The following is a 15,253-nucleotide window of genomic DNA, read 5'->3' on the forward strand; positions in this document are numbered from 1 at the left end:
GCACACCCCCACCCCCCACCCCCTGTTTAACACCCCCCGCCCCCCCGCCCCCCCGCCGCGGGGGGGCCCCCACCCCCCCCCCCCCCGGCGGCGTTTTCCCGTCTCTACGACCGGGTCAGACCAGGGCGACGGATATCGGCTCTCTGGGACAGCAGCCCGCCGCCTGGTGCACCGCCCGCGACAACCGGCCCGGAGTGAGCCGCTCCCCCCACAGGACGGAGCGCACGCCGTACTCCGACACGGCCAGCAGCTCCGTCTCGCCGAGCTCGTCGGCGATCACCACCAGGGGCGCGTGGCCGGCCCGGGCCAGTCTGCGCAGCTTCTCCGGGGCGTCGGTGTCGTGCCGCCCCATCAGCAGGATGTCGACCGCCGGCGTCTCGCTGACGACGTCGACACCGGGGAGCGACCGGAGCTGCCGGACGATCCGGTGCCGGCCGACCTCGTCGGCGGAATGAACGTTTACGGTGATGGACTTCTCGAACACATGGTGAAGCCTTCCGCAGCGGGCTGAACGAACGATTGCCGAACGATCAACGCGCGTATAGCGCGCTACTTCTTCCCCTCCTTCAGGGCGATGCCCTGGAGGTTGTAGAGGGTGCCGTCGGCGGACTCGGCCTTCGACGGGTAGAGGACCTGCACCCGTACGTCGAGCGGGGTGTTGGGCTCGATGCTGTGCCCGGTCGCGGGCGACTCGATGACGACGTGCCCGTCGTCGCTGCCGTCCTTCACCACGGTGTACCAGTGCTCCTTGTACTGCGGGTTGAACCGGCCGGGTACGGGCAGGTCGAAGGTCAGCTGCCACTGCTGGACGCGGTTCTTGCTGGCCGCCAGCTCGAAGAGGAACGACCACACATAGCCCTTGGCCTCGGGCGGCCAGGACTGCTCGAAGCCCGTCTTCTCCTTGACGGTGATGTCGATCTTCGGGGTCGAGACGCTGGTGGTGACGGAGCCGGACGTGTGGGGCGAGGTGTTGGTGACCTTCTTGGTGTCGATCTTCGAGGTGACGGTGAGGTCGCCGGTCCAGTTCTGCTGGACGGTGCCGTCCAGCCGGATGACCGCCTTCCCGCCCTTGGGGAGCTTCAGGGGCTGGGTGAACGCGCCGCCGCTCACCGTGCCCTGCCCGGCCTCGGCGCCGCCGGAGAGCAGCGGAGGCCCGAACTTCGCCCCCGTGAGCTGTACCGGGAACGTACCGGTGAGCTCCGCCTCGCCGACGTCGCCCGGCCCGTTGTTCTGGACGGTCATCGTGTAGGAGACGGGCTTCCCGGAGTCCGCGACCGCCGGGCCCCGCATGCCCAGCGGGACATCGGCCGTCGCCGGCGCGGTCACCTTGGTGGTGACGGAGTCGGAGTACTTCGTCGCGATGTTCGACCGGGTCGCCGACGAGATGGTGGCGTCACAGGTGATGTCGCCGACGACACCGGTGTTGATCGTGCCGTTCAGCGGGATGACGGCACCCCCGCCCTTGGGGAGGACGAGCGGCTGGGTGAACGTGCCGTTGGAGATGGTGCCGGTACCGGCGGTCGCGCCGCCGGTGAGCTCGATCGTCCCGAAGACCGCCCCGGACACCTCGGTGGGGATCTTGCCGGTCACCTGGGCGTCGGGCACGGCGTTGGGCCCCTTGTTCGACACGGTGATCCGGTAGCCGATCGGCGAACCGGCCGTCGCCGTCTGCGGCCCCGTCATCGCCAGCGGCATCTCGGCGGGGAGGGTGACCGCCAGATCACGGACCTCGTAGTTGTTGGTGTACATGCCGGTGGCCGCCGAGAGGCCCAGTTTGAGGGTGGCGGGCAGTGCCGCCTGCCCGGTCGCGTTCCTCAGGTCGTAGTCGATCAGCCGCTGCCAGGAGTTGTCCTTGCGGACGGAGACCGTCACCACGCGGTCGATGACCGTCAGCAGGACGCGCGTGGGGTTCTGGCGGCTCAGGCTGAGCGTCGGCAGCGCGACGCCGGTGAGGTAGCGGTAGCCGTCGTACTGGTCCCCCGAGCCGCGCAGCACGACGTTGTTCGGCCTCGGCCCCGGCCCGCCGTTGCCGGCCTGGCTCGGATCGGAGAACGAGCCGTACTGGTCCATGCCGATGCCGACGTACCCCTTGGTGACGCCGGGCTTCTGTTCCGCTTGGCCCTTCTGGTAGCAGGCGTAGCCCAGCGCCCCGCCCGGGCCGCCCGCCCCGGTCTCGTACGCGCCGTCGATCAGGAAGAACGACATGCCGTCCGCGACGGTCGGGGACCCGCCGTAGGCCGCGAGGTCGAACTCCACCGAGATGCCGTCGCTGCTGGGGAAGGCGATGTTCAGCAGCGCGGTGCCCGCCTGGAAGGTCCGTGCCTGGGTGAGGCTGAGCCAGCCCTGGCCGGTCATCCTCGCCGAGCCGGACAGCTGCCAGTCCGGCGGAACGGTGGAGCCCGCGAACGACTGCTTGTAGGGGAAGAGCGACATCAGAGGACCTCCGGTTTGCGAACCCGTCGCGTACGCGAAGAACAGACGGACCGTACGCCGGGGCGCACGCCGGTCACAGGGGCGCCTACGAGCCAGCCGGTGCGATCCGGACAGACGGCGGTCACCGGCCGCTCCGCCGGTTCCGGGTCGCCACGGTGCGCCGTGACCTTGGCCGGAACCGGCTCCGTAACCGTTTCTTCTGACGGCCCGGCGGCGATGGCATGGCGCTAAACACCCCACCCGCCCGTACGCGTGAGGGCCCGGGACCGCCGTAGCGGTCCCGGGCCCTCACGACCGGATGTGCATCGGGCTCAGACGGCGGTCTCCTCGCCGCCGCCGAAGCGCTCGCGGTACGCCGCCAGGTCGTCCTCGGTGATCTTCGCGAAGAGCACCGGCGGCACGGTGAACGGCGTGCCCGCCGGGACGAAGGTCAGCGAGCGGGCCTCGTCCTGCGTGACCCAGGTGGCATTGTCGTCGGCCAGCTGGAACGCCGAGCGCATGGCGGCCGCCGAGGCCGGGATGAAGGGCTCGGAGACGATCGCGTACAGGTGGATGAGGTTCATCGCCGTACGCAGCGTCAGCGCGGCGCCCTCGGGGTTGGTCTTGATCTCCAGCCAGGGGGCCTTGGTCTCCAGGTAGGAGTTGCCCGCGCTCCACAGGGCGCGCAGCGCCTGCGCGGCCTTGCGGAACTGGAGCTCCTCCATGTGCCGCTCGTACTCCGCGAGCAGCTCGGCGATCTGGTGGCCCAGCTGCGCCTCGGCCTCGCCCTCCTCCAGACCGGCCGGCACCTCGTCGCCGAACCGCTTGCGGGAGAAGGACAGGACGCGGTTGACGAAGTTGCCCAGGGTGTCGGCGAGGTCCTTGTTGACCGTCGCGGCGAAGTGCTCCCAGGTGAAGGACGAGTCGTCGGACTCCGGGGCGTTCGCGATCAGGAAGTAGCGCCAGTAGTCGGCGGGCAGCACCTCAAGGGCGGCGTCGGTGAAGATGCCGCGCTTCTGGGAGGTGGAGAACTTGCCGCCGTAGTACGTCAGCCAGTTGAAGGCCTTGACGTAGTCGACCTTCTTCCAGGGCTCGCGGGTGCCCAGCTCGGTGGCGGGGAACATCACCGTGTGGAACGGGACGTTGTCCTTCGCCATGAACTGGGTGTAGCGGACGTCCTCGGCCTCGTACCACCAGGACTTCCAGTCACGGTTCTCCGGGTCCTGGTCGGCCCACTCCTTGGTGGCGCCGATGTACTCGACGGGCGCGTCGAACCAGACGTAGAAGACCTTGCCCTCGGCGGCCAGCTCCGGCCAGGTGTCCGCCGGGACCGGGACGCCCCAGTCCAGGTCACGGGTGATGGCGCGGTCGTTGAGGCCCTCGGTCAGCCACTTGCGGGCGATGGAGGACGCCAGCACCGGCCAGTCCTTGCCGTGCTCGTCGATCCAGGCCTCGACCTCGCCCTGGAGCTTCGACTGCAGGAGGAAGAGGTGCTTGGTCTCGCGCACCTCCAGCTCGCTGCTGCCGCTGATGGCCGAGCGGGCGTCGATCAGGTCGGTGGGGTCGAGGACGCGGGTGCAGTTCTCGCACTGGTCGCCGCGCGCCTTGTCGTAGCCGCAGTGCGGGCAGGTGCCGACGATGTAGCGGTCGGGGAGGAAGCGGCCGTCGGTCAGGGAGTAGACCTGGCGGATCGACCGCTCCTCGATGAACCCGTTCTTCTGCAGCTGACGCGCGAAGTGCTGGGTGATCTCCCGGTTCTCCGGCGAGGAGCTGCGGCCGAAGTAGTCGAAGGACAGCCCGAAGCCGTCGTAGATCGCCTTCTGCGCGTCGTGCTGCTGGGCGCAGAAGGTGTCGACGGGCAGCCCCGCCTCCTTGGCCGCCAGCTCGGCGGGCGTGCCGTGCTCGTCGGTGGCGCAGATGTACAGGGCCTCGCGGCCGGTCTGCCGCAGGAAGCGCGCGTACACATCGGCCGGGAGCATGGACCCCACCATGTTGCCCAGGTGCTTGATCCCGTTGATGTACGGAAGGGCGCTGGTGATGAGGTGTCGAGCCATTGCGGCTGCTCCCTGGTCGCTGTGTGTCAAAGGCTTGTGCACCTTTAGCGTATCCGAGCGCCAGAGGGGGGCCGCGCTGCTTTTATGACGGCTGTGTCAATGTCGGGAGCCCGTATTCCCCTTGCTCCCGGCTGTGTCTTGTCCACGGCCCGCCCACGGCTCGCTCACGGCTGCATCCAGGCCCGCCACGGTCTGGTGATCGTCTCCCGGAAGGTGTGGTGGGAAGGGTTCCGCCCCACGTGCTGGAACGTCCACCGCTGGCCCACCGCCGCGTCCTCGCTCGGCTCCGAGTCCGCCCCGCACACGGCGCACTGCATCGCGTACGTGATCGGCTCGGCGTCCGGCTCCTGATCCGGGGCGAGCGTCCACGTGCCGAAGAGGAAGACCGTCCGCGCCGTCACGACCGCCCCTCCTCTCCGTGCCCCGCGTCGGCGTCCCGGGGTGGACCGGCCTCGCTCTCCGTCGCCGGCCGCGCGTGCTCGGGCGGGCAGTTCCACTCCAGCCCGCCGCGCGGCGGCCGTAGCTGTACGTGACCGGCGTGGTGGTCCATCACTTCGCCGAGCCGCCCGGTCCGGGTGTCGACGGCGTAGGTCCCACAGGGAATTTCATCGCTCACGCCTCTATCCATGCCCACCCGCACGTCGCCTGATCGGTTATTGAATGGTCGCGGAGAGTGACGCGGGGATCAAGGGGGCGTCAGGGTGCGAGTGACGATGCGTGGCCGGACGGCTCCTGACAGGTACACTGAAACGGTCATTTCGGGGGGAGGTGACGGCAGAGGCACGTAACCGCCTCCTCCCACGCATACGTGTTGAGGAGTACGGAAGTGAAGCGCACCATCCTCCGGGCCGCCGGCGTCTCGGTACTGGCCGCTGTCGCCTTCGGCGTCGCCGCTCCGGCGGCGACCGCCGCGACCGCCCCGACGAAGGCGGCCGAAGACGCCGACGCGGCGGCGAAGGCCGCCCGCGAGGCCGCGACCGCGAAGGGTGACGAGCCGGCGTCCCTGGCCGCCTATCGCGAGGCCGCCCGGGCCGCGTACCAGGCCGCCCAGGTCGCCGCCGCGAAGGCCGCCGAGAACCCCTCGTCGAAGGCCGCCGCCGAGGCCGCCCGCAAGGCCATGCGTGCCTACGAGGCCGCCGATGCCACGTACCAGGCCGCGCGGGACGCCTGGGAGGCCGCCAAGGCCGCGGACGTCGTGACCTCCGGCCCGTCCGTCGCCGTCAACAAGATCTTCCTCGGCAAGGGCGTCGTGGCCTCCGTCGACGTCTCCTTCGACTACGTCTGCACGTCCGCGACGGACCACGTGGCCGTCGAGGTCGTCTCCGGCGCGACCACCCTGAAGGCCACCAAGGCCAAGCGCGAGCTCCAGTGCGACGGCGCCGAGCACACCGGGTTCGTCGAGTGGACGCAGCGCACCATCGCCACCGACACCCCGGCGAAGGCCACGGTCGGCCTCTACACCAAGGACGGCGAACTCCAGGCGCGCGTCGCCGAGAAGACGATGAAGCCGGGCTACGGCCTCCCGACGATCGGCTGACAAGCCACTTCCGCACCGCATGACGGAACGGAGAGGTTTCCGAAACACCCCGCCTGGTAGACCCGCATCCTGGAAGGAAGGGGGCGTACCGGACGAGAGGAACGAGGGGCAACCGTCATGCGAGTGCTCGTCGCCGAAGACGAAGAGGTGCTGGCCGAGCTCGTGGCCACCGGGCTGCGGAGGGCCGGGTTCGCCGTGGACACCGTCTACAGCGGGGACGCCGCGCTGGCCTACCTCGGGCTGCACGACTACGACGTCGTCGTCCTCGACCGGGACCTGCCCCGGGTACACGGCGACGACGTCACACGCCACCTCGTCGCCTCCGGCTCCCGCACCCGCATCCTGATGCTCACCGCCGCCGGCTCCATGGAGGACCGGGTCGCCGGGCTGGACCTGGGCGCCGACGACTATCTCCCCAAGCCGTTCGAGTTTCCCGAGCTCGTCTCGCGCGTACGGGCGCTGCGCCGCCGCAGCGCCCGTCCCGCGCCGCCGCTGCTGGAGAAGGGCGGGCTGAGCATGGACACCGTGCGGCGCACGGCCAGCCGGGAGGGGCGGGAGCTCGAACTCTCTCCCAAGGAGTTCGCGCTGCTGCAGATCCTGCTGGAGGCCGACGGGGCCGTCGTCAGCGCCGAGGAACTGCTGGAACGGGCCTGGGACGCCCACGCCGACCCCTTCACCGGAGCCGTCCGGGTCGCGATGAGCAAGCTGCGCGGCAAGCTCGGCGACCCACCGCTCATCCGCACCGTGCAGGGCGTCGGGTACGCCCTGTGAGGCGGCCCGTCCTCACGGCCCGCGCCCGTATCGCCGTCGCGTTCGGGGCGGTGTTCGCCGTGCTCGGCACCGGGCTGCTGGTCACGGTGAACGTCCTGTCCCGGGCCGGTACGCGCGAGCGGGCCGGCCGGATCGCCCGGCTGGCGGTGCCCGCGGAGCCGACCGGGCCCTGGCCCGTCCACGGGCAGCCGCAGGAGACCGTGGGCACCGCCACGATCTACCGGCTGTCGGGCGACGTCACCGAGGCCGCCTCCCACGAACTGGTCCTCTGGTCGGTCTTCGCCCTCCTGCTGACCGCGCTGCTCGCGCTCGGCGTCGGCTGGTGGACGGCCGGGCTGTTCCTGCGGCCCGTCCAGGGCGCGCTCGACAGCCAGCGGCGGTTCATCGCCAACGCCTCGCACGAACTGCGCACCCCGCTGGCCACCCAGCGGGCCGCCGTCCAGGTCGGGCTGGACGGCGAGCCGTCCCCGGAGGACCTCGCCCGGGTGAGGGCGACGCTCCTGGAGGCCAACCGCCAGTCCGAACGCCTCATCGACGGGCTGCTCCTCCTCGCCCGCAGCGAGCGCGGCCTGGAGAGCCGCGAGCGGCTCGACCTCGCCGAGGTCGTCCGTGAGGAAGTCGCCGCCGTCGCCGGGGAGTCGGCGCGGGCGGGCGTAAGGGTCGTCCTCCACGCCGACGGGCCCGTCCCCCTCCTCGGCAACCGGGTGCTGCTCGGCCGGCTCGCCGGCAATCTGCTGCGCAACGCCGTCGGCTACAACCACCCCGGCGGCGGTGTGGACGTCACCGTGGCCCCGGGCCGGCTGACCGTCGTCAACACCGGGCCCGCCGTCTCCGCCGCGGAGGTACCGGCGCTCTTCGAGCCGTTCCGCCGGGGCCGTGGCCGGGAGCGGCTGGGCGGGGGGTCCGGGCTCGGGCTGTCCATCGTGCGGTCGGTGGCCCGGGCGCACGGCGGTACGGCGAAGGCCGCCCCCAACGCGGGGGGCGGCCTCAGGGTGGTCGTCGACCTGCCGGCCGGGCGGCCCGGCGCGGAGGGACGGGCTAGCGCACGATTCCGGCGGCGCGTGCTTCCACCAGCCATTCGGGGAACTCGACCATGAGCTCCTTGTAGAGCTCGTCGTCCGTCACCAGCCGCGGCTCCAGGCCGGCGTGGAAGAAGCCGGCGTTGTCGACCACCCGGCGCTCGGGCACGGGCAGGTCGTCGAGGCGGCGCAGGAAGTCGAAGCCCTTGCTCCCGGGGTCGCCGAAGCCCACGAACTGCCAGAAGATCGGCAGCCCGGCCGCCTCGCACAGCGCCTTCTCCGCGGCGGGCTTGCTGTAGGGCGCCCCGTCGGTCTGGAAGATGACGAACGCGGGGTCGGTGGCGCCGGACGCCTTGTAGTGGGTGATGACGGCCTCGATGGCCCAGTGGTAATTGGTGCGGCCCATGTGGCCATAGGACTCGTGGAGTTCCTGGATCCGGCCCCGGTGGTTGCCGAGGTCGATCTCGGCCGTGCCGTCGACGTCCGTGGAGAAGAAGACGACGGGGACGACGCCGTCGTCGTCGAGGTGGGCCGCCAGGCCCAGCGCCTGCTCGGCGAGGTGCTGGACGGAGCCGTCCTTGTAGTAGCGGCGCATGGAGCCCGAGCGGTCCAGGACCAGGTAGACCGCCGCCCGTTGGCCCGCCAGGCCCTGCTTGCGCAGCGAGACGCCCGCCGACTTGTAGAGGCTGACGAGGCCGGGCGCCGTCTCCTCGACCTTCTCCAGGCTGATGGCCGCCCCCGCCGCCTCCGTCGTCGCCCCCGTCGTCGTCGCCCCCGCCGTCATCGCGGGCGCGGGCTCCGGGTCCGGGCCGGGCGCCGGCTCGGGCACGGGGTGGGGGTCCGGCCGGGGCGTCGGCTCCGGCTCCGGGACGGGCTTGGGCGTCGGCATCGGGGTCGGTGCCGGCTCGGGCTCGGGGACCGGGTCGGGCCCGGGGGGTCCGGGGGTGGGGATGGGGCCGAGCGGGCCGGGGTCGGGGATGGTCGAGCCGGCCCGGTCGGCGGTCTCCGCGGTCGGCTGGGCCGGAACGGACACGGCGTTCGCCGTCTGGTCGGGGCCCGCGTTCTGCTGGGGGAGGCTCGGTTCGTCGCGTCCGGCGGCCTTGGCGCGGCCGAACGCGTTCCGCAGCAGACTCCGAATGCCCATGGGGAGATGCCCTTCGTGTGTCTCAGATCGTGTGGGTGGATACGTCCGTACTGCTCGTAAAAGTCCGCATGCTTGACGACTACGTAAGGCTAGCTGTCAAGTCCGGTCCAGTACGTTCACACCCGACACGCCACAGCGTGTGTCATGGGCAGTCCGGGACCCAGCTCCCGTGGAAACCCAGCGGCACCCGTACCGGGAGGTGCACCCGGGCCACGGGGCCGGCCGTGAAGTCCTGGGCCGCCAGCACCACCAGTTCGCCTGCCCCGCGTTCCGGGTCGTACGCGTACGCCAGCACCCAGCCCTCGTCCTCGGCCGCCCCGGGCGAGGCCGGGACGAACACGCCCTCGCCCACGTCACCGCCCGCCGGCACCTCGAACTCCTCGCTCGTACCGCGCTCCAGGTCATATTTGATGAGTGCGGTGTCCCGTCCTTCCGCCCGTTCCCGCATGACGTAGCCGAAGCGGTGGTGGACGGTCAGCCGCCGGGGGTCGACGCGGGGGTACTCCACCGGCCGGTCGTCCAGCGGGAGTCGGCGCACGGTGCCCGCGGCGGGGTCGACGGTCCAGCGCTCCAGGTGGGCCAGGTGCTCGCCGGGCAGCGGTCGCCGGTGGTCGAAGTACCGTGCGTAGACGACGAGATGGACGGTGATCAGGCCGTCGGGGCGCTGGTACGCGTTCATGGGGTGGAAGACGAAGCACGGCTCGGTCTCCAGCCAGCGCGTCTCCGCCGCCCCGCCGTCGCGCGGCAGGATCCCGAGCCGGGCGGGCCTGCCGGTGTCCCAGCGCGGATGGGGGCCGCCGTCGCTCGGGTCCCGCCCGAAGACCACCGGCAGGTCGTACAGCAGCACGTACCGTTCGGTGAGCGAGAAGGCGTGCATCATCGGCGAGCCGTCGACGGGTATCTCGACGTGCCGGCGCACACAGCCGTTCCGCCCGGCGACGACGTACTGCACATACGGCCAGTCCGGGCAGTACGCCACCGCGTGGAGCTCGCCGGAGCGCGGGTCCGTCACCGGGTGGGCGGAGAAGCCGCCCGGCAGGGTGTCGTGGAAGTCGAACGGGCCGATCGTGTGGAGCTCGGGGTCCAGCTCGTAGGGGAGCGCGCCGCCCTCGACGAGGGCGAGACAGTGCCCGGCGAAGGACTGGACGTGGGTGTTGGGCGCGAAGTCCAGGCCCCGGTGACGCGGCCCGTGCAGCAGCTTCTCGCCGAGTTGCCCGGCGACGGCGTCGGAGCGCACCCAGCGGTTGCGGTACCACTCGGCGCGGCCGTCGCGCAGCCGGACGCCGTGGATCATGCCCTCGCCGCCGAACCAGTGGTAGCGGGCCGGGTCGGCGACGTGCACGGGATTGGGGCCGTTGCGCAGGTAGCGGCCGCGCAGCGACTCGGGCAGCCGGCCGGTCACGGGCAGGTCGAAGGCGGTCGTCTCGTCCGTCACGGGGGCGTAGAACCCCCCGAGGTACGGGTTGCGCCCCTCGGTGTCCGGATTCCGGTCCATACCGCGCCACCTCCACCGGCCCCGTCCCCGCCGCCCCCGGGCGGTGCCCCCGACGCTCGGCCGTGATTCCACCAAACAGCGGAAGGCGGCGTTCGGCCAGTCTCCATCCGGCGGTCGACCGTTCTTCACCGGACCGGGGTAACCGCCCGAAGGGGGCTTTCGTTGTCGGGAACGCCTGGGGAAGCCCAGGACACGGGCAGGACAAGAGCAGGGCAATAAATGAGGTCAGGGCAACCCTGTCCGCATGTTCCGGCCTCTTTATCGGTGAGTATTACCGGACCGAACATGAGTACCCACCACGGGGGCAGGGAGTTGAGAGGCGCATGGGCCTGACCAGCAGGTCACTCTTGTACACGGTGGTATTCGCCGCCGTGTTGTGCGTGGGGCTCACCGTCTGGATCTGGCCCCGGCTGGCGGGCCGCGGCATCCGGCCGGTGCTGGGGCGGCTGGGGGCCATCGTGACCACCCAGCTGTCCATCATGGCGGCGCTGGCGCTGGCCGTGAATTCCTGGGGCGGCTTCTACGGCACCTGGAATCAGCTCCTCGGCCGCGTCGACAAGGCCCCCGTCAATGTGAACGAGATGGGCCGGGGCGGGCCGTACGCCACGGTCGGCGCGTCCAAGGACGGGCTCGTGCAGCCGGCCGGGCCGCAGGGGCTCGACAAGGTGGGCGGAATTCCGCGCGGCCCCGCCGACAAGGAGGGGAAGGTCCAGTCGGTCCGTATCGTCGGAGAGCGCTCCCGGGCCATCAACCCCGCATTCGTCTATCTCCCGCCGCAGTACTTCCAGAAGCAGTACGAGCGTCACCGCTTTCCCGTCATGGTCGTGATCAGCGGTTATCCCGGCGGGATCATGAATTTGGCCCAGCACCTCCAGGTGCCGCAGACGGCGGGCCGGCTGCTCCAGGAGAACAGGATGCAGCCGACCGTCATCGTGATGGTCCGGCCGACGATCGCGCCGCCGCGCGACACCGAGTGCGTGGACGTGCCCGACGGCCCGCAGGCGGAGACCTTCTTCACCAAGGACCTGCCCGACGCGCTCAAGAGCACCTACCGGGTCGGCCACGACCCGAGCGCCTGGGGCGTCCTCGGCTACTCCTCGGGCGGCACCTGCGCGCTGGAGCTCGCCATGCGCCAGCCGAACGTCTACCCCGCGGCGGCCGCGCTCTCCGGTGACTACAAGGTCGGCAACGACCTGACCACCGGCAACCTCTTCGGCAGCGGCCCGGACGCCAAGCGCAAGCAGCAGGAGCACGACCTGCTCTGGCGGCTGGAGAACATGCCCGCGCCCCGGGTGAACGTGCTGGTGACCAGCAGCAAGAAGGGCGAGAAGAACTACGCCGAGACGGAGCGGTTCCTCAAGGCCGTCAAACAGCCCATGACCGCCTCCTCGATCATCCTCCCCGAGGGCAGCCACCACTTCACCACGTGGCGGCGGGAGATCGGCCCGGTGCTGGAGTGGATGAGCCAGCAGCTGACGTTCCCGCAGGACACGGCGGACAAGGCCAAGCCCTCCGGGAAGCCGTCGGGGACGTCGGAGCCTTCCGGGGCCCCGAAGCCCTCGGAGGAACCGAAGCCGTCCGAGGAGCCGAAGGCGGCGGAGGAGTCCGAGGCGGCGGAATAGCGCACCGCTAGCCGGTCGGACCGCCCCGCAGCTGTTGTCCCAGCCAGGCGAAGGCCGCCGGGTAGAGGTTGATCCAGGTGCCGTAGTTGTGGCCCCCGGACGGCAGCAGCATCGTCCTCAGCCGGACCTTGGTCCCCGCCGCCTCCCGCTGGAACTCCTCGACGTAGCGCGGCGGGCTGTCCCGGTCCTGCCGGGACGTCGCCACGAACAGCCCGACGTCGGCGTCGGTGTGCCGCACCAGCCACGTCGGGCTGTTGCGTTTGCGCAGCCCGGGATCGGGGATCGCGCCGCCGTCGCCGTTGAGCGGGTCCGGGTCCAGGGCCGCGCCCGCGGTGAACGCCCCGGGGTACTGGAGCGGCAGCTTCGCCGCGCAGTAGCCGCCGGTGGAGATGCCCAGCACGCCCCAGGACTCCGGGCCCCGGCCCGTGCGGAAGTGCTTGCGCAGCAGCTCGGGCACGTCCTCCGAGAGCCAGGTCGCCACCTTGCGGCCGGGCACGTCGGAGCAGTCGGTGTCGACGCCGCCGGGGTTGATGATCGGCACGGCCAGGATGAACGGCCGGGTCGCGCCCTCCTTCAGCAGCCGCTCGTAGGCCCCCGGCATCCGGCCCAGCTCCATCCAGGACTGCGGGGAGCCGGGCACCCCGTGCAGCAGGACGACCACCGGGAAGGCCGTCCGGCGGTAGCGCTCCTGCTCGTACTGCGGCGGGGTCCACACCAGCACCTGACCGGAGAGCTGGGAGCGCGAGCCGCGGAAGTACGTCTCCTGCATGCCGTAGTCGGCCCGGCTGAAGCGGGCGCGGTGGGCGGGCGGGCCCGGCATGGAGACGGGCCCGGTGCTCTTGCGGCCGAGGAGGTCGTCCCAGGAGGCGTAGAGGCCGTAGCTGGAGTTGATCGAGACGGCGACCACGCAGATCGCGGTCGCCTGGCAGAGGCCGATCAGCAGCACCCGGCCCAGCCAGCGCAGCGGCGCCGGCCCGGGGATCCGCGCCCACAGCAGCAGCGTGGCGAGAACGGCCAGCACGGACGCGACGACGAGCACAACGAGGAACGCGGTGCTGGTGAGACTCAGGCCCATCCCGCGGACGCCCCCTCGGCTCGTCGGTCCCGATGGCGGGACGACCTTAATGGAGCGGGGGAGGGAGCGCCGGAAAAAACGGGGCAGGGCTACTCGGAAGGGTTGACGGCCGTATCGCCGGGCGGAGCGGGGGCGTTCCGCGGGCGTATGGAGGTCAGCGCGCAGGTGAAGAGCACCTCGTCGTCCTGATGGCCCCGGACGACGGTGGCGGCCGGAGCGCCCGGCCCCCCGGCGGAGGTCTCGCGGGTGGCCTCTATCCAGATGGGGCTGTCCAGCTCCGCGTAGCGGTGGAAGCTGCTGGAGAGCTCGGTGGGAAGGATGACCGGGTCCGGTGAGAGGACGGCCGCGGCCTGACGGGCGGCCTCCAGTAGGACCATCCCCGGGACGTGGTCGACGGGGTGGTCGAAGAGGATCGGGTGCCGTCCGTCCGCGCGCAGCCGCCACCGGGCCGCGCCGGGCGCGTCCTCCTCGGCGAGCACCACGTCGAACGGGGAGTGCCGGCCGACGCGCCGGGGGCGCAGCGGGGCGCCGAGCACGGTCGGCGTGCCGGGCAGCCGGTCGCCGCGCAGCCGGCGGTAGACCTCGGGAGAGGTGCAGGTGTACGAGGCGCTGCCGGTGGCCGCGATCGCCCCGTCCCGGCGGATGACCACGTCATAGCGCATGCCGCCGAAACTCCGGCCCTTGCGGCGGATTTCCGAGCATTCGACGTCCAGCACCAGTTCGGCGGGGGTGGTCTCGAGCGTCGTGTGCTGGGGACGCAGTGAGTAGTCCAGGTGCCACATCAGGAACTGGAATCCAAGTGGTACGTCGAATTCCGCGTGGGCGAGCAGCGAACCGATCTGCCGTACGGTCTCGGCGACCAGCATGGGATCGTGCTGCACTCCCCGGAGCGGGGCGAAGAAACTGTGGCCGCGCGGCCACTGGGCCCAGACCCGGAACCGGTTCGCCTCGACCTTGCGCCAGCCCGTGAGCAACACCTCGGCGACCGCGGCGCGGTGGACGTACTCCCGCGGGACGGTGGTGGTCAGCCGGGGCAGGGCCGGGGCGAGGGTCGCCGGCGCGGAGGTGGTCTGGGACATGGTTCCCCCTCGGATCAGCATGCAGCGCCCAGGATCGACTGCGGATATGTCAAGGTGCGTGCTGTCAGGGCTTCTCGAGCTGCTGACGGCCCCCCGGTCATCGCCCTTCGGGGGGTCAAGATACAAGGCGGGTGACGGCCTTTCAGCGCCGATGTGATTTACCTCTCTCGCCTGGGGCAATCGCGGTGCGTCGCTTTGTAATTCGAGGGAACGTTCCCCCCGTCTGTTCTTTCGTTCGGCAATGGAGGTCGATAGTGGTCGGGTCCCTGCGACGGATACGGCTGGCCGCCGTCAATATCGACGGTGTCCTTCTCAACGACACGTTCAGCCCGGTGATCCACCGGTTCGTCACCGACCGGGGCGGCCGCTGGACCGCCGAAGTGGAGTACGCCGTCTTCTCCCAGCCCCGGCCGGTGGCGGCCCGCGCGCTGGGCGCGGCGGCCGGGCTGGACTGGCCGCCGGAGAAGGTGCTGGAGGTCTACTTCCGGGAACGCGCCGCGTATCTGGAGCGCGACCCGGTCCGGCTGCTCGACGGCGCGGTGGAACTGCTGCGCCGGCTGCGCGCCCTGGGCCTCGCCACCGTCTGCTACGGCGGTCTCGACGCCGCTCACTTCGACCGCCACCTCGGCGCGTACGCGGACCTCTTCGACGGCCCCGGGTACGTCTGCACCAACGATTTCCGGCCGGGCGTCAAGGAGATCACCACGGAGGTCTTCGGGCTCCGCCCGGACGAGGCGGTGTTCATCGACGACGTCGCCCGGGTCGCGGAGGCGGCGCGCGAACTCGGCGTGGCGTTCATCGGGCACCCCTCCGGCTTCGCCCACGGCTTCCAGGGCGAGTTGATGAGGGCGGCGGGCGTACGGCACCTGGCCGGTTCGCTCTCCGCCATCGACGAGTCGATGCTGCGCACCGTCGACGCGGAGGCCGCCGCCGGGACGTCGTGGGACCCCACCGGGCCGGGCGACGCCTGACGGACCACCATCATGGAGCCGGTTGACGGTACCGCCCCCGACGGTACCGCTGCCGGAGCGTAAGTGAAGGGGTT

The 15,253-nt window shown here is 71.3% G+C and carries 14 protein-coding genes; 5 read left to right on the plus strand and 9 right to left on the minus strand.

What is annotated here, in order from left to right; genetic code table 11:
* Positions 1 to 115: 115 nt before the first annotated feature.
* From ACFYZR_RS08515 to ACFYZR_RS08535, 5 genes are all read right to left on the minus strand, one after another.
* Complete coding sequence (locus tag ACFYZR_RS08515) at positions 116 to 484, minus strand: DNA-binding response regulator (RefSeq protein WP_391906900.1); 369 nt, start codon at positions 482 to 484, stop codon at positions 116 to 118.
* 65 nt (positions 485 to 549) lie between these two features.
* A complete protein-coding gene (locus tag ACFYZR_RS08520) occupies positions 550 to 2,433 on the minus strand; it encodes a hypothetical protein (protein WP_391906902.1) in 1,884 nt (627 codons plus the stop codon).
* 311 nt (positions 2,434 to 2,744) lie between these two features.
* Positions 2,745 to 4,466: a methionine--tRNA ligase gene (gene metG, locus ACFYZR_RS08525; protein ID WP_391906905.1), complete on the minus strand. Its 1,722-nt coding sequence runs from the start codon at positions 4,464 to 4,466 to the stop codon at positions 2,745 to 2,747.
* 164 nt (positions 4,467 to 4,630) lie between these two features.
* Complete coding sequence (locus ACFYZR_RS08530) at positions 4,631 to 4,867, minus strand: hypothetical protein (protein ID WP_391906907.1); 237 nt, start codon at positions 4,865 to 4,867, stop codon at positions 4,631 to 4,633.
* Positions 4,864 to 5,082 (minus strand): hypothetical protein, encoded by a 219-nt coding sequence (locus tag ACFYZR_RS08535; protein ID WP_391906910.1) that lies wholly within the window; start codon positions 5,080 to 5,082, stop codon positions 4,864 to 4,866. Before ACFYZR_RS08535 ends, ACFYZR_RS08530 begins: the two co-directional genes overlap by 4 nt.
* A gap of 210 nt (positions 5,083 to 5,292) precedes the next feature.
* Here ACFYZR_RS08535 and ACFYZR_RS08540 point away from each other — a divergent pair, with 210 nt between their 5' ends.
* From ACFYZR_RS08540 to ACFYZR_RS08550, 3 genes are all read left to right on the plus strand, one after another.
* Positions 5,293 to 6,003, plus strand: coding sequence for a hypothetical protein (locus ACFYZR_RS08540; RefSeq protein WP_391906913.1), 711 nt, complete (start codon positions 5,293 to 5,295; stop codon positions 6,001 to 6,003).
* A 117-nt stretch (positions 6,004 to 6,120) separates the two neighbouring features.
* Positions 6,121 to 6,774 carry a response regulator transcription factor gene (locus tag ACFYZR_RS08545; RefSeq protein WP_391906915.1) on the plus strand — a complete coding sequence of 218 codons (654 nt, stop codon included), beginning with the start codon at positions 6,121 to 6,123 and terminating at the stop codon, positions 6,772 to 6,774.
* Entirely contained in the window at positions 6,771 to 7,871 is a 1,101-nt protein-coding gene (locus tag ACFYZR_RS08550; protein WP_391906917.1) for a sensor histidine kinase, read from the plus strand. The genes ACFYZR_RS08545 and ACFYZR_RS08550 overlap by 4 nt, the downstream gene beginning before the upstream one ends.
* On the opposite strand, the gene ACFYZR_RS08555 is transcribed toward ACFYZR_RS08550, so the two are convergent.
* Complete coding sequence (locus ACFYZR_RS08555) at positions 7,813 to 8,937, minus strand: VWA domain-containing protein (protein ID WP_391906919.1); 1,125 nt, start codon at positions 8,935 to 8,937, stop codon at positions 7,813 to 7,815. The genes ACFYZR_RS08550 and ACFYZR_RS08555 overlap by 59 nt on opposite strands.
* Positions 8,938 to 9,079: 142 nt before the next feature.
* A complete protein-coding gene (locus tag ACFYZR_RS08560) occupies positions 9,080 to 10,432 on the minus strand; it encodes a carotenoid oxygenase family protein (protein ID WP_391906921.1) in 1,353 nt (450 codons plus the stop codon).
* Between the two features lie 323 nt (positions 10,433 to 10,755).
* On the opposite strand from ACFYZR_RS08560, the gene ACFYZR_RS08565 reads away from it, so the two are divergent.
* Complete coding sequence (locus ACFYZR_RS08565) at positions 10,756 to 12,054, plus strand: alpha/beta hydrolase (protein ID WP_391906924.1); 1,299 nt, start codon at positions 10,756 to 10,758, stop codon at positions 12,052 to 12,054.
* 7 nt (positions 12,055 to 12,061) lie between these two features.
* Here ACFYZR_RS08565 and ACFYZR_RS08570 read toward each other — a convergent pair whose 3' ends face one another.
* Both ACFYZR_RS08570 and ACFYZR_RS08575 read right to left on the minus strand, forming a co-directional pair.
* Positions 12,062 to 13,129 (minus strand): alpha/beta hydrolase, encoded by a 1,068-nt coding sequence (locus ACFYZR_RS08570; RefSeq protein WP_391906926.1) that lies wholly within the window; start codon positions 13,127 to 13,129, stop codon positions 12,062 to 12,064.
* 89 nt (positions 13,130 to 13,218) lie between these two features.
* Entirely contained in the window at positions 13,219 to 14,208 is a 990-nt protein-coding gene (locus tag ACFYZR_RS08575; protein ID WP_391906929.1) for a ScbA/BarX family gamma-butyrolactone biosynthesis protein, read from the minus strand.
* Positions 14,209 to 14,462: 254 nt separating this feature from the next.
* Between ACFYZR_RS08575 and ACFYZR_RS08580 the strand changes: the two genes are divergently transcribed.
* Positions 14,463 to 15,179 carry an HAD family hydrolase gene (locus ACFYZR_RS08580; protein WP_391906932.1) on the plus strand — a complete coding sequence of 239 codons (717 nt, stop codon included), beginning with the start codon at positions 14,463 to 14,465 and terminating at the stop codon, positions 15,177 to 15,179.
* The last annotated feature ends 74 nt before the right edge of the window (positions 15,180 to 15,253 follow it).

Source organism: Streptomyces sp. NPDC001678 (assembly GCF_042892945.1).
Taxonomy (GTDB): Bacteria; Actinomycetota; Actinomycetes; order Streptomycetales; family Streptomycetaceae; genus Streptomyces.